The organism is Pseudomonas sp. Xaverov 83 (assembly GCF_019352905.1).
Classification (GTDB): domain Bacteria; phylum Pseudomonadota; class Gammaproteobacteria; order Pseudomonadales; family Pseudomonadaceae; genus Aquipseudomonas; species Aquipseudomonas yamanorum.
This window is the reverse complement of record NZ_JAAAFU010000051.1, coordinates 16364-29982: the sequence shown is the minus strand read 5'-3', so window position 1 is coordinate 29982 and position 13619 is coordinate 16364. Positions and strand designations below refer to the sequence as shown.

At 60.5% G+C, this 13619-nt stretch carries 11 protein-coding genes; 9 read left to right on the top strand and 2 right to left on the bottom strand.

Features of this window, described 5'->3' with window-relative positions:
- Positions 1-242: 242 nt before the first annotated feature.
- Positions 243-998 (top strand): L-ornithine N(alpha)-acyltransferase, encoded by a 756-nt coding sequence (gene olsB / locus K0H47_RS17135; protein ID WP_093200919.1) that lies wholly within the window; start codon positions 243-245, stop codon positions 996-998.
- Positions 998-1789 carry a lysophospholipid acyltransferase family protein gene (locus tag K0H47_RS17130; protein WP_017479323.1) on the top strand — a complete coding sequence of 264 codons (792 nt, stop codon included), beginning with the start codon at positions 998-1000 and terminating at the stop codon, positions 1787-1789. The genes olsB and K0H47_RS17130 overlap by 1 nt, the downstream gene beginning before the upstream one ends.
- 109 nt (positions 1790-1898) lie before the next feature.
- Here the strand turns inward: K0H47_RS17130 and K0H47_RS17125 are convergent, their stop codons facing one another.
- Positions 1899-2483: an ACP phosphodiesterase gene (locus K0H47_RS17125; RefSeq protein ID WP_177070998.1), complete on the bottom strand. Its 585-nt coding sequence runs from the start codon at positions 2481-2483 to the stop codon at positions 1899-1901.
- Positions 2484-2639: 156 nt separating this feature from the next.
- Here K0H47_RS17125 and K0H47_RS17120 point away from each other — a divergent pair, with 156 nt between their 5' ends.
- From K0H47_RS17120 to K0H47_RS17110, 3 genes are read left to right on the top strand one after another with little or no spacing between them, the layout of a single operon-like run.
- Positions 2640-2954 carry a helix-turn-helix transcriptional regulator gene (locus tag K0H47_RS17120; protein WP_017479325.1) on the top strand — a complete coding sequence of 105 codons (315 nt, stop codon included), beginning with the start codon at positions 2640-2642 and terminating at the stop codon, positions 2952-2954.
- 13 nt (positions 2955-2967) lie between these two features.
- Complete coding sequence (locus K0H47_RS17115; protein WP_063032752.1) at positions 2968-4134, top strand: MFS transporter; 1167 nt, start codon at positions 2968-2970, stop codon at positions 4132-4134.
- A 26-nt stretch (positions 4135-4160) separates the two neighbouring features.
- Positions 4161-5216 carry an alkene reductase gene (locus K0H47_RS17110; RefSeq protein ID WP_017479327.1) on the top strand — a complete coding sequence of 352 codons (1056 nt, stop codon included), beginning with the start codon at positions 4161-4163 and terminating at the stop codon, positions 5214-5216.
- Positions 5217-5447: 231 nt separating this feature from the next.
- Here K0H47_RS17110 and K0H47_RS17105 read toward each other — a convergent pair whose 3' ends face one another.
- The gene (locus tag K0H47_RS17105) at positions 5448-6080 is read right to left on the bottom strand and encodes a TetR family transcriptional regulator (protein WP_063032772.1); all 633 of its coding nucleotides are present in this window, start codon (positions 6078-6080) and stop codon (positions 5448-5450) included.
- A gap of 286 nt (positions 6081-6366) precedes the next feature.
- Here K0H47_RS17105 and K0H47_RS17100 point away from each other — a divergent pair, with 286 nt between their 5' ends.
- The 4 genes from K0H47_RS17100 to K0H47_RS17085 all read left to right on the top strand — a co-directional run bounded on the left by K0H47_RS17100 (position 6367) and on the right by K0H47_RS17085 (position 13556).
- On the top strand, positions 6367-7515 hold the full coding sequence (locus tag K0H47_RS17100) for an efflux RND transporter periplasmic adaptor subunit (protein ID WP_063032774.1): 1149 nt from the start codon (positions 6367-6369) through the stop codon (positions 7513-7515).
- Between the two features lie 3 nt (positions 7516-7518).
- Complete coding sequence (locus K0H47_RS17095; RefSeq protein WP_063032776.1) at positions 7519-10680, top strand: efflux RND transporter permease subunit; 3162 nt, start codon at positions 7519-7521, stop codon at positions 10678-10680.
- Complete coding sequence (gene adeC, locus K0H47_RS17090; protein ID WP_219273284.1) at positions 10677-12134, top strand: AdeC/AdeK/OprM family multidrug efflux complex outer membrane factor; 1458 nt, start codon at positions 10677-10679, stop codon at positions 12132-12134. Before K0H47_RS17095 ends, adeC begins: the two co-directional genes overlap by 4 nt.
- 171 nt (positions 12135-12305) lie before the next feature.
- Positions 12306-13556, top strand: a complete 1251-nt coding sequence (locus K0H47_RS17085) for an OprD family porin (RefSeq protein WP_063032780.1) — start codon at positions 12306-12308, stop codon at positions 13554-13556.
- Positions 13557-13619: the final 63 nt, after the last annotated feature.

Here is a 13619-nt window from a genome sequence, read left to right as displayed (position 1 = left end):
GGCAAAGACCTTTTGGTTACTTTTGGGGCGTTTGCCAAAAGTGACCCGCTGTAAGAGCGGAACCCTAAGCAGCCGTTACCGCAGCAACGGATATGTACACAAAAAACACAGCACCCACCGGCGAAACGCCTGTCATCTAAGCGTCACCGTAACTTCATGGAGATGACACCGGCCCTACATAGCCTGACATGGCACAAACAAGTCGACCGGCCGCAACCCTGGCCGGCACTCGGAGACTCGCCATGACTCAGATCGCCCGCATCAGCGACACCGGCAATGAACGCCGCCTGCAAGCCGAACGCCTGATCGGCGCTCAGGCTTTGCAGGAAGCCCAGGCCCTGCGCTTCAACGTGTTCAGCGGCGAATTCCACGCCAAGCTGAAAGGCGCTGAACTGGGCCTGGACATGGATGACTATGATGTTCACTGCAGCCACATCGGCGTGCGGGATTTGAACAGCGGTCGACTCGTCGCCACCACCCGTTTGCTCGACCACCAGGCCGCCAGCACCCTGGGCCGCTTCTACAGTGAAGAAGAATTCAGCCTCCACGGCCTGCTGCACCTCAAAGGCCCGATCCTGGAAATCGGCCGCACCTGCGTCGACCCCGCCTACCGCAACGGTGGCACCATCGCGGTGTTGTGGGGCGAGTTGGCCGAAGTGCTCAACCAGGGCGGCTACAGCTACCTGATGGGCTGCGCGAGCATCCCGATGCACGACGGCGGCATCCAGGCCCACGCGATCATGCAGCGCCTGCGCGAACGCTACCTGTGCAACGAACACCTGCGGGCCGAGCCGAAAAAGCCACTGCCAGCGCTGGACCTGCCATCCAACGTCATCGCTGAAATGCCGCCCCTGCTCAAGGCCTACATGCGCCTGGGCGCGAAGATTTGCGGCGAACCCTGCTGGGACGAAGACTTCCAGGTCGCCGACGTGTTCATCCTGCTCAAGCGCGACGAACTGTGCCCGCGTTATGCCCGCCACTTCAAGGCAGCCATGTGATGAGCCGCCTTCGGGTGTACGGGCGAATTGCTCGCGTGCTGGTAGTGGTGGCCCTGGGTTTGACCATGGCCAGTGTGTTTGGCGTATTTGAACGTTTGGGGGTGGCCAACTCGATGGTGCGGCGTCAGCGCTGGTCGCGTTTTTTCATGGCGAGGTTGACCAACGCCCTGCCCTTTCGCGTAACCGTTCACGGTGAGTTGCCGCAGCAGTCCATGTTGTGGGTCAGCAACCATGTGTCGTGGACCGACATTCCGCTGCTGGGGATGGTGGCGCCGATGTCGTTCCTGTCCAAGGCCGAGGTACGCACTTGGCCGGTGGCGGGCTGGTTGGCAGCCAAGGCCGGCAGCCTGTTTATCCGTCGTGGTTCAGGTGACAGCCAGTTGATCCGCAAACAGATGACGCGTCACCTGGAACAAAAACACCCGCTGTTGATGTTCCCGGAAGGCACCACCACCGACGGCCGCACACTGCGTACGTTCCACGGGCGGTTATTGGCCAGTGCGATTGATGCCGACGTATCGTTGCAACCGGTGGCGATTCGTTATCTGCGCGACGGCAAAATCGACCCGCTGGCACCGTTCATTGGCGATGATGATTTGCTCTCGCACCTGATGCGGTTGTTTGGCAATGATCAGGGCGATGTGGAAATTCATCTGCTCAAGCCGATTGCCTGCGCCGGGCAGGAACGTGCGGCGCTGGCGTTCCAGGCGCAGCAGGCGGTGCAGAAGGCGTTGTTTGGCCCCCTTCCAGAAGCTGAGCAAATGCCAGCGCGGCCAGCATTCGCGGCCTAAAGCGAGCACGGTGAAAAATGTGGGAGCGGGCTTGCTCGCGAAGGCGGTGCATCAGTCAGCAGATTCATTAGCTGACCCACCGCTTTCGCGAGCAAGCCCGCTCCCACATTTATAGTTGTATTGCCAACTGGCTATTTGAGAACCGCTGCAGTTCTGGGTAAAACACCCGAAAGTCCTCGCTCAACGGCTCGTACAGCGCTCGTAATTCCTGCATGGCATGGCCCAGTTCTTCGGGCCGTGTCAGGCGCCGGCCAATTCCCCGCAGTACCTGCTCCATCACCGCAAATTCCCGATACGAACCCAGCCAGTCATCCGCCGCCATGTACGGCGCAATCTGCGCCAGCCGCCCCGGCAGCGCTGGCTCTTCGGCGAGCACCCGGTAAACCCGGGAGGTAAAACGCTCCAGTGGCTGATCGGCATATAACGCCCAATCCCGCGCCAGGCAGTGGTCGAAAAACACATCGAGGACAATCCCGGCATAGCGGCGCCGGGTGAGGGTGAAGCGCGACAGCGCCTCCCCGATCAGCGGATGACTGTCGGTGTAGCGATCAATTGAGCGATGCAACTGAATCGCCGACTCGATTTGCGGACTGAACTGGCCTTGCAGGCGACCTTTAACAAAGTCGCCATACAGGCTGCCGAGCAATTGAGCAGGAAGTTGGCCGCCGAGGTGCAGATGTGCGAGATAATTCATGGCGCGCAGTTTAGCACTGCCGTCAACGTATCGTTATAACCCGATATACCGATTCAGTCTGGCTTAAGACCAAAATCATATTGGTGTATCGTGATATAACGATTTAAAGTTCGCCTCATCGCGATATAACGTTTTACAAACCCGAGCATCACTGCCATGTCCATCGACCTCGACGAAATAATAAAAGCCCTGGCGCACCCAGTACGGCGAGACATCCTCAACTGGCTGAAAGACCCTAAGACGCAATTCCCCGATCAGATCCACCACCACGAGCATGGCATTTGCGCCGGGCAGATCGACCAGCGCTGCGGGCTGTCCCAGTCCACCGTCTCGGCGCACCTGGCGAACCTGCAACGGGCGGGGCTGATCAGCAGCCAGAAGGCCGGCCAATGGCACTTTTTCAAACGCAATGAGGACGTGATCCAAGCCTTCCTCAAAGCGCTCACCGAAGAACTCAGCGCACCGCTGTAACAAGGACTCACCCATGCCTCTCTCGCTACTCATCCTGGCCTTAAGCGCCTTCGCCATCGGTACCACCGAGTTCGTCATCATGGGCCTGTTGCCCGATGTGGCGGCCGACCTTGGTGTATCGATTCCCGGCGCCGGCTGGCTGGTGACCGGTTACGCCCTGGGCGTGGCCATCGGTGCGCCGTTCATGGCACTGGCCACCGCCAAGCTGCCGCGCAAGGCCGCCCTGGTAGCGTTGATGGGCATCTTCATCGTCGGCAACCTGCTCTGCGCCCTGGCCAGTGACTACAACGTGCTGATGTTTGCCCGTGTGGTCACCGCGCTGTGCCACGGTGCCTTCTTTGGCATCGGTTCGGTGGTCGCTGCCAACCTGGTGCCGGCCAACAAGCGTGCATCGGCCGTGGCACTGATGTTCACCGGCTTGACCCTGGCCAACGTGCTCGGCGTACCGCTGGGCACCGCGCTGGGTCAGGAAGCTGGCTGGCGCTCGACCTTCTGGGCAGTGACGGTGATTGGGGTAATCGCCCTGATCGGCCTGATCCGCTTCCTGCCGGCCAAGCGTGACGAGGAAAAACTCGACATGCGCGCCGAGCTGAGAGCGCTCAAAGGCGCCGGCATCTGGCTGTCACTGAGCATGACCGCGCTGTTCGCTGCCTCGATGTTCACCCTCTTCACCTACGTCGCGCCGCTGCTGGGGGATGTCACTGGCGTCTCGCCCAAAGGCGTGACCTGGACCCTGCTGCTGATCGGCCTGGGCCTGACCGTCGGCAACATCATCGGCGGCAAGCTGGCCGACAAGCGCCTGGCTGCCACCCTGATCGGCGTGTTCATCAGCATGGCGGTGGTCTCCACGGTACTGACCTGGACCAGCGTCGCCGTGATCCCGACTGAAATCACCCTGTTCCTCTGGGCCACCGCCTCGTTTGCCGCCGTACCGGCGCTGCAAATCAACGTGGTGACCTTCGGCAAGGCGGCACCGAACCTGGTGTCCACCTTGAACATCGGCGCCTTCAACATCGGCAACGCCCTCGGCGCCTGGGTAGGCGGCAGTGTGATTGCCCATGGCTTCGGCCTGACCAGCGTGCCCCTGGCCGCTGCAGCACTGGCGGTGCTCGCACTGCTGGTGACCCTGATTACTTTCCGTCAGACCGGCGATGCCGACCTGGCCCCCGCGACTAACTGATCAACTAAAGAGAAGGGTGTTATCCCATGACGACTATTTTCGATCCAATCAAGCTGGGCGACCTGGAACTGTCGAACCGTATCATCATGGCGCCGCTGACCCGCTGCCGTGCCGATGCCGGTCGCGTGCCCAATGCGCTGATGGCTGAGTACTACGTACAACGCGCTTCCGCCGGTCTGATCCTCAGCGAAGCCACTTCCGTCACGCCAATGGGCGTGGGTTACCCGGACACCCCGGGCATCTGGTCCAACGACCAGGTTCGCGGCTGGGCCAATGTGACCAAAGCCGTGCACGGTGCGGGCGGCAAGATCTTCCTGCAACTGTGGCACGTAGGCCGGATCTCCCACGAGTCGTACCTGGACGGAGAAGCACCGGTTGCCCCAAGCGCCATTGCGGCCAAGGGCCACGTCAGCCTGGTGCGCCCGCTGGCCGACTACCCTACCCCGCGCGCCCTGGAAATCGCTGAAATCGCCGACATCGTCGATGCCTACCGCGTAGGTGCCGAGAACGCCAAGGCCGCCGGCTTTGACGGCGTCGAAGTCCACGGTGCGAACGGCTACCTGCTCGACCAGTTCCTGCAAAGCAGCACCAACCAGCGCACCGACAACTACGGTGGCTCCCTGGAAAACCGCGCTCGCTTGCTGCTCGAAGTCACTGACGCAGTGATTGAAGTCTGGGGCGCCGGTCGTGTCGGTGTGCACCTGGCACCACGCGCCGACGCACACGACATGGGCGACGCCAACCTGTCGGAAACCTTCACCTACGTCGCCAAAGAGCTGGGCAAGCGTGGCATCGCGTTCATCTGCTCCCGTGAAAAGGAAGCGGGCGACAGCCTCGGCCCACAACTGAAAGCGGCCTTTGGCGGCCCGTACATCGCCAACGAACGCTTCACCAAGGACAGCGCCAACGCCTGGCTGGCCTCCGGCAAAGCCGACGCCGTAGCGTTTGGCGTGCCGTTCATCGCCAACCCGGACCTGCCCGCTCGCCTGAAGGCCGATGCGCCGCTGAACGAAGCACACCCAGAGACGTTCTACGCCAAAGGCCCGGTCGGCTACATCGACTATCCAACCCTGGCACTCTGATCTGCTGAAACGAAAAAGCCCCGGCTTGCGAGAGCCGGGGCTTTTTTATGGGCGGCGGGAAACATTCCTTCACAGCCTTGCAACAATATTGCTACAAAATACTTAGCCAACTACCTATCAACCACCCGCCAGCCCGTATATAAAGTCACCCCACAAAATCAGGGAAAAGTCCGGTTGACCTACCCTTGGTCTTTATTGTTGACACAACTGGTCGCAATTACGCATTTTGTCTTAATTGCGCAGGCCAGGGCTCAAGCGCAGCATGTCCAACGCGATATCAACCCACCGCTCTGCGTCCTGGGCCAACTGAAAACTGTCGGGTACCAGCAGCCATTGGCCGAGAATTCCGTCGATATAGGCATGCATGCACACCGCCGCACGTACGGTGTCGAGATTCTCCGGAAGCTGCCCGCGATGGACCGCGTTACGCAGGGTCAGCCCGATGCGCAGGTTGCATTCAAGGCTGGCGGTCTGGCGCTGACGGCGCAGATCACACATTTCATCGGTGAATTCGCACTTATGAAACAAAATCTCATTGATGCGCCGGGTCTTCGGGTCCAGGGCCACTTGATGGAACAGATGAATCAGCAGCTTGCGCATGCAACCCAGCGGATCGACCTCGTCCTCGCTCTCACTGGCCCTGGCCAATTCATCCAGCGGCTCATGCAGCGTATCGAGCATCGCCTGCACCAGATCGGCCTTGTTGCTGAAATGCCAGTAGATGGCACCGCGCGTCACGCCTGCCAGAGTGGCTATATCCGCCAGTGTGGTACGCGCAACCCCGCGCTCGTAGAAGGCCTGCTCGGCCGCTTCAAGAATCTGGCTACGCGTTTCCTGAGCTTCCTCTTTGGTACGACGAACCATGGCAGTAAAACCTCAATCAGAAATCCTGGGGTGATAGGTAACGGCAATTCTGGAGCCGGTAACCATCATCTGAATAATTGTGGGACGACGCCTTCATGGGCGCCGAACGTACTAGAATCGAGGCTTTGGACGCTGCTTTGTCAACATTCCGCGAAGCCTGTCAAGAGTTTACAAACAACCATGAACGTAAGTATATTGCGTAGCAAGCTACTTATCTACTCAGTGCCTGTTTTTTACCCTTCCACACTTCTTGTGCGCACCCTGCGCGCCTGACCCGAGGATCTTCATGCAACTTAAGCCAGCTGTTACCGCCCTGGTTACTGCCGTCGCCCTGGCATCGCTGCTCAGCGGATGTAAAAAGGAAGAAGCGGCTCCGCCCGCTCAAACCCCTCAGGTCGGCGTGGTCACTATTCAACCTCAAGCCTTTACCCTGACATCCGAGCTGCCAGGCCGCACCACGGCCTATCGCATTGCCGAGGTTCGCCCTCAGGTCAACGGCATCATTCTCAAGCGTCTGTTCAAGGAAGGGGGCGACGTCAAGGAAGGCCAGCAGCTCTATCAGATCGATCCGTCGGTGTATGACGCCTCCCTGAAAAGCGCCCAGGCCAACCTCGCCCAGACCAAGTCGATTGCCGATCGCTACAAGCAATTGGTCGATGAGCAAGCCGTCAGCCGCCAGGAATACGACACCGCCGTGTCCAACCGCATGACCTCTGAAGCCAATGTGCAAACGGCCCAGATCAACGTGCGCTACACCAAGGTGTTTGCCCCGATCTCCGGGCGTATCGGTCGCTCTTCGGTCACCGAAGGCGCGCTGGTCAGCAACGGCCAGACCGACGCCATGGCAGTGATCCAGCAACTGGACCCGATCTACGTCGACGTCACGCAGTCCTCTGCCGAGATGCTGAAACTGCGTCGTGACTTGGAAAGCGGCCAGTTGGAAAAAGCCGGCGAAAACGCGGCCAAGGTCAAGCTGACCCTGGAAGACGGCACCGCCTACGGCGTGGAAGGCAAGCTGGAATTCTCCGAAGTCTCGGTCGACGAAACCACCGGTTCCGTGACCCTGCGTGCCGTGTTCCCGAACCCTGACCACACCCTGCTGCCGGGCATGTTTGTCCACGCGCAGCTGCAAGCCGGTGTGAACAGCAAGGCCATCCTGGCACCACAGCAAGGCGTGACCCGCGACCTGAAGGGCATCCCGACCGCGCTGGTGGTGAACAAGGACAACAAGGTCGAGCAACGTGTACTGGTGGCCAACCGCACTACCGGCGCCTACTGGCTGGTGGAAAAAGGCCTGGACGCCGGTGACCGTGTGATCACCGAAGGCCTGCAATTCATCAAGCCGGGCATCGAAGTCAAGGTCAAGGACGCTGATAACGCCAAACCCGCCGGTTCCGCTGCTGCTCCTGCTGCCGCTGCTGGTCAAGGGGAGTAATTCATGTCGAAATTTTTTATCGACCGTCCCATTTTCGCCTGGGTAATTGCCCTGGTGATCATGCTGGTCGGGGCACTGTCGATCCTGAAGTTGCCCATCAACCAGTACCCGGCCATTGCGCCAACCGCCATTGATATCCAGGTGACCTACCCGGGCGCGTCTGCACAAACCGTGCAGGACACCGTGGTTCAGGTGATCGAACAACAGCTCAACGGTATCGACAACCTGCGTTATGTCGCCTCGGACAGTAACTCCGACGGCAGCATGACCATCACCGCGACGTTCAACCAGGGTACCAACCCGGACATCGCCCAGGTTCAGGTACAGAACAAGCTCAACCTGGCAACCCCGCTGCTGCCACAAGAAGTACAGCAGCAAGGTATCCGCGTTACCAAGTCGGTGAAGAACTTCCTGATGGTGATCGGTCTGGTGTCGGAAGACGGCAGCATGACCAAGGATGACCTCTCAAACTACATCGTTTCCAACATCCAGGACCCGATTTCCCGGACCGCCGGTGTGGGCGACTTCCAGGTGTTCGGTTCCCAGTACGCCATGCGTATCTGGCTCGACCCGGCCAAGCTGAACAACTACCAGCTGACGCCAGTGGATGTCAGCAACGCCATCCAGGCGCAGAACGTCCAGGTGGCCACCGGCCAACTCGGCGGCCTGCCTGCCCTGCCCGGCACTCAGTTGAACGCCACCATCATCGGCAAGACGCGTCTGCAAACCACTGAAGCGTTCGGCAATATCCTGATGAAGGTCAATACCGACGGCTCCCAGGTTCGCCTGGGTGACGTTGCGCGTATCGAACTGGGCGGCCAGAACTACAGCATCAGCGCACAGTTCAACGGCAAGCCGGCTTCCGGTATGGCGATCAAGCTGGCAGCCGGTGCCAACGCACTGGACACCGCCAAGGCGATTCGCGAAACGGTTGCTTCCCTCGAACCGTTCTTCCCGCCTGGCATGAAGGCTGTGGTGCCGTATGACACCACGCCGGTTGTGACCGAATCGATCTCCGGTGTGGTTCACACCCTGGTCGAAGCGATCGTGCTGGTGTTCCTGGTGATGTTCCTGTTCCTGCAGAACTTCCGCGCCACCATCATCACCACCATGACCGTACCGGTGGTATTGCTGGGTACCTTCGGGATCCTCGCTGCGTTCGGCTTCACCATCAACACCCTGACCATGTTCGGCATGATCCTGGCTATCGGCTTGCTGGTGGACGATGCCATCGTTGTGGTGGAGAACGTCGAGCGGGTAATGGCCGAGGAGCACTTGTCGCCCAAGGAGGCGACGGTCAAGTCCATGGGCCAGATCCAGGGGGCCCTGGTGGGTATCGCCCTGGTGTTGTCGGCGGTATTGCTGCCAATGGCGTTCTTCGGTGGTTCCACCGGTGTGATCTACCGCCAGTTCTCCATCACTATCGTTTCGGCGATGGCGCTGTCGGTACTGGTTGCCCTGATCTTCACCCCGGCCTTGTGCGCCACCATGCTCAAGCCGATTGACCCGGAAAAACACGGCCAACCCAAGCGCGGCTTCTTCGGCTGGTTCAACCGTACCTTCGACCGTGGCGTACTGAGCTACGAGCGCGGCGTCGGTAACATGATCAAGCACAAGTTCCCGGCGTTCGTGGTCTATGCCCTGATCCTTGCCGGCATGATCTGGATGTTCACCCGCATTCCAAGCGCGTTCCTCCCGGAGGAAGACCAGGGCGTGATCTTTGCCCAGGTACAAACGCCGGTGGGTTCTTCGGCTGAACGTACGCAGAAAGTCATCGACGATATGCGCGCCTACCTGTTGAACGACAAGGAAGGCGAGCCAGGCGAAGGCAAGGCTGTCAAATCGGTGTTTACCGTAAACGGCTTCAACTTCGCCGGTCGTGGCCAGAGCTCGGGCCTCGCGTTCGTGATGCTCAAGCCGTGGGACGAGCGTGACTCGACCCAGTCGGTATTTGAGGTTGCCAAGCGTGCCCAGGGTTACTTCTTCGGGGCCTTCAAGGACGCCATGGTATTTGCCGTGGTGCCACCGTCGGTACTTGAACTGGGTAACGCCACCGGTTTCGACGTGTTCCTGCAAGACCAGGGCGGCGTCGGCCACCAGAAGTTGATGGATGCGCGTAACCAGTTCCTGGGTGCCGCGGCACAAAGCAAGATCCTGGCGGGCGTGCGCCCCAACGGCGTGAACGATGAGCCGCAGTACGAGCTGACCGTTGACGACGAGAAGGCCAGCGCCCAGGGCATCAGCCTGGCAGACATCCAGCAGACTCTGGCAATCGCCTTGGGTGGCAGCTACATCAACGACTTCATCGACCGTGGTCGTGTGAAGAAGGTGTATGTACAGGGTGACGCCGCCAGCCGGATGTCTCCGGAAGACCTGAGCAAATGGTACGTACGCAGCACGTCCGGGAAGATGGTGCCGCTGTCGGCCATCTCTTCGGGCAAGTGGATCTTCGGTTCGCCGAAACTCTCGCGCTATAACGGTGTGGCGGCGATGGAAATCCTCGGTACCCCGGCACCTGGCTACAGTACCGGTGATGCGATGGCGGAAGTCGAACGCATTGCCAAGGACCTGCCGGCCGGTGTCGGTTACTCGTGGACCGGCCTGTCGTACGAAGAACGCCTCTCCGGCTCCCAGGCACCTGCGCTGTACGCCCTGTCCCTGCTGGTGGTGTTCCTCTGCCTTGCGGCACTGTACGAAAGCTGGTCGATCCCGATTGCGGTGATTCTGGTTGTACCACTGGGTGTGATCGGTGCGTTGATCGCCACCAGCCTGCGGGGACTGTCCAACGACGTGTTCTTCCAGGTGGGCCTGTTGGTGACGGTGGGTCTGGCAGCGAAAAACGCCATCCTGATCGTGGAGTTCGCCAAAGAGCTCCACGAACAGGGCAAAGGCATCGTCGAGTCGGCCATCGAGGCATCCCGCATGCGTCTGCGACCGATCATCATGACGTCCATGGCGTTCATGCTCGGCGTACTGCCCCTGGCGATTTCCACCGGTGCAGGCTCAGGTAGCCAGCACGCCATCGGTACGGGCGTAATTGGCGGTATGATCACCGCCACGGTCCTCGCGATCTTCTGGGTACCCCTGTTCTTCGCAACCGTGTCCTCCGCTGGCGAGCGTAAAAAGACTGAAACCAAGCAAACTCCTAAAGAGGCTGGCCAATGAGCAAGTCGCTACTTTCCTTAGCCGTCACGGCATTCGTGCTCAGTGGCTGCTCGCTGATCCCGGACTACCAGCGCCCTGAAGCGCCGGTAGCCGCGCAGTTCCCGCAGGGGCCGGCGTATTCGTCGGCCCAGGCGCCTGGCCAGGCCGCTGCCGAGCAAGGCTGGAAGCAGTTTTTCCATGACCCTGCCCTGCAACAGCTGATCCAGACTGCACTGGTGAACAACCGCGACCTGCGTGTCGCGGCCCTGAACATCGACGCGTATGCCGCGCAGTACCAGATCCAGCGTGCCGACCTGTTCCCGGCAATCTCGGCCACGGGCAGCGGCAGCCGCTCGCGTACCCCGGCCAAGCTGTCGCAGACCGGCGAATCGACCATCTCCAGTCAGTACTCGGCTGGCCTCGGGATCAGCTCTTATGAGCTGGACCTGTTCGGCCGCGTCCGTAGCCTGAGCGAACAAGCGCTGCAACAATACTTCGCCACTGAAGAAGCGCGTCGCACGACCCAGATCAGCCTGGTGGCCAGCGTGGCCAATGCCTACCTGACCTGGCAGGCCGACAAGGAACTGCTCAAGCTCACCCAGGACACCCTCGGTGCGTTCGAACAGAGCTACAAGCTCACCTCGCGCAGCAACGAAGTCGGCGTGGCGTCGGCCCTGGACTTGAGCCAGGCCCGCACCTCGGTGGAAAACGCCCGGGTTGCACTGGCGCGCTATACCCGCCAGGTGGCTCAGGACGAAAACAACCTGACCCTGCTGCTGGGCACCGGCCTGCCGGCAAACATCGCCAGCCGGCCATTGGCTGATGACCTGTTGAGCGAAGTACCGGCCGGCCTGCCATCAGACCTTCTGCAACGTCGCCCCGACATCCTGCAGGCCGAGTACAACCTCAAGGCGGCCAACGCCAACATCGGCGCCGCACGGGCGGCGTTCTTCCCGAGCATCAGCCTGACCGCCAGCGCCGGCACCGCAAGCCCGACCCTGGGCGGCCTGTTCAAGGGCGGCTCGGGCACCTGGTCGTTTGCACCGCAGATCAACATCCCGATCTTCAACGCCGGCAGCCTGCGCGCCAGCCTCGATTACTCGAAAATCCAGAAAGAGATCAACGTCGCCAACTACGAGAAAGCGATCCAGACCGGCTTCCAGGAAGTCTCCGACGGCCTCGCCGCCCGTGAGACCTACAAGCAGCAACTGGACGCCCAACGTGGCTTCGTCGCGGCCAACCAGGATTACTACCGCCTGGCCGAGCGTCGCTACCGCATTGGTGTCGACAGCAACCTGACGTTCCTCGATGCCCAGCGCCAACTGTTCAGTGCCCAGCAATCGCTGATCACCGATCGCCTGGCGCAGCTCAACAGCGAGGTCAACCTGTACAAGGCCCTCGGTGGTGGCTGGAACGAACAAACCGCGAAGAACGAACCGTTGAAAGAAGAAGCGCCGCCCTTGAAGTTGTTCTGATAGTGGCGCAGTAAACAAAAACCGCTTCCCTCACAGGAAGCGGTTTTTTTACGCCCCTACTTTGCGTTCGATCATCGCCCACAACCCGCTTTCCCCCACTTTCATCGCCCCCATACTGCCCCGCACCATGGCCGCCACCTGCATAACCCCAATAACAACAGGTCCAACACCATGAGCACTTTCAACCCGCGCCGGCTCTTGCTGGCAACCGCTGTCGCCAGCCTTGCCCTCCCCGTCGTCGCTGAAGAACACGGCTTTCTGGAAGACGCCAGCGCCAACCTCAACCTGCGTAATTTCTTCTTCAATCGCAATTACACCAACCCCACCAAAACCCAGGGCGGCGCGCAGGAGTGGACGCAAAGTTTCATTCTCGACGCCAAGTCGGGCTTTACCCAGGGCACCGTAGGTTTCGGTGTGGATGTACTGGGGCTGTACTCATTGAAGCTTGATGGCGGGCGCGGCACCGGTGGCACCCAGCTGTTGCCGCTGGACCACGACGGCCGCCCTGCGGATGAATTCGGGCGTTTGGGCGTGGCATTCAAGGCGCGAATTTCGAAGACGGAAGTGAAGGTCGGCGAATGGATGCCGGTGCTGCCAATCCTGCGTTCGGACGATGGCCGCTCGCTCCCGCAAACCCTGCGCGGCGGGCAAATCACCTCCAAAGAAATCGACGGCCTCACCCTGTACGGCGGCCAGTTCCGCGCCAACAGCCCGCGCGACGACAGCAGCATGACCGACATGTCGATGTTCGGGAAAACCGCGTTTACTTCCGACCGTTTCAACTTCCAGGGCGGCGAGTATGCCTTCAACGACAAACGCACCCAGATCGGCGTGTGGAACGCGCAGCTCAAGGACATCTACAGCCAGCAATACTTGAACCTGATCCACAGCCAGCCCGTAGGCGACTGGACCCTGGGCGCCAACCTCGGGTTCTTCTATGGCAAGGACGACGGCAGCGCCCGCGCCGGTGACCTCGACAACAAGACCTGGTCCGGATTGTTCTCGGCTCGATACGGCGGCAACACCTTCTACGTCGGCCTGCAAAAGCTCACCGGCAACAGTGCCTGGATGCGCGTCAACGGCACCAGCGGCGGCACCCTGGCCAACGACAGCTACAACTCCAGCTACGACAATGCCCAGGAAAAATCCTGGCAGGTGCGCCATGACTACAACTTCGCCGCCCTTGGCGTGCCGGGCCTGACACTGATGAACCGCTATATCAGCGGCAGTAACGTACACAGCGGCACGGTGACTGACGGTAAGGAATGGGGACGGGAAACTGAAGTGGCCTACGTTGTGCAGAGCGGAACATTGAAGAACCTCAATGTGCGCCTGCGCAATTCCAGCATGCGCAGGGATTACAACAACAATGAGTTTGATGAAAACCGGTTGATCGTCAGTTACCCGATAAGCCTGCTGTAAAGCCTCGACAGACTTGCTGTATGGTGCGCGCGTGTCATGGATGACCCGCCCCAGCAGCCAACG

What these genes read in the sequence shown, in the direction of transcription:
- olsB (WP_093200919.1), top strand. Translation starts at nt 243, where the DNA reads ATGACTCAGATCGCCCGCATCAGCGACACCGGCAATGAACGCCGCCTG.
- K0H47_RS17130 (WP_017479323.1), top strand. Translation starts at nt 998, where the DNA reads ATGAGCCGCCTTCGGGTGTACGGGCGAATTGCTCGCGTGCTGGTAGTG.
- K0H47_RS17125 (WP_177070998.1), bottom strand. Translation starts at nt 2,483, where the DNA reads ATGAATTATCTCGCACATCTGCACCTCGGCGGCCAACTTCCTGCTCAA.
- K0H47_RS17120 (WP_017479325.1), top strand. Translation starts at nt 2,640, where the DNA reads ATGTCCATCGACCTCGACGAAATAATAAAAGCCCTGGCGCACCCAGTA.
- K0H47_RS17115 (WP_063032752.1), top strand. Translation starts at nt 2,968, where the DNA reads ATGCCTCTCTCGCTACTCATCCTGGCCTTAAGCGCCTTCGCCATCGGT.
- K0H47_RS17110 (WP_017479327.1), top strand. Translation starts at nt 4,161, where the DNA reads ATGACGACTATTTTCGATCCAATCAAGCTGGGCGACCTGGAACTGTCG.
- K0H47_RS17105 (WP_063032772.1), bottom strand. Translation starts at nt 6,080, where the DNA reads ATGGTTCGTCGTACCAAAGAGGAAGCTCAGGAAACGCGTAGCCAGATT.
- K0H47_RS17100 (WP_063032774.1), top strand. Translation starts at nt 6,367, where the DNA reads ATGCAACTTAAGCCAGCTGTTACCGCCCTGGTTACTGCCGTCGCCCTG.
- K0H47_RS17095 (WP_063032776.1), top strand. Translation starts at nt 7,519, where the DNA reads ATGTCGAAATTTTTTATCGACCGTCCCATTTTCGCCTGGGTAATTGCC.
- adeC (WP_219273284.1), top strand. Translation starts at nt 10,677, where the DNA reads ATGAGCAAGTCGCTACTTTCCTTAGCCGTCACGGCATTCGTGCTCAGT.
- K0H47_RS17085 (WP_063032780.1), top strand. Translation starts at nt 12,306, where the DNA reads ATGAGCACTTTCAACCCGCGCCGGCTCTTGCTGGCAACCGCTGTCGCC.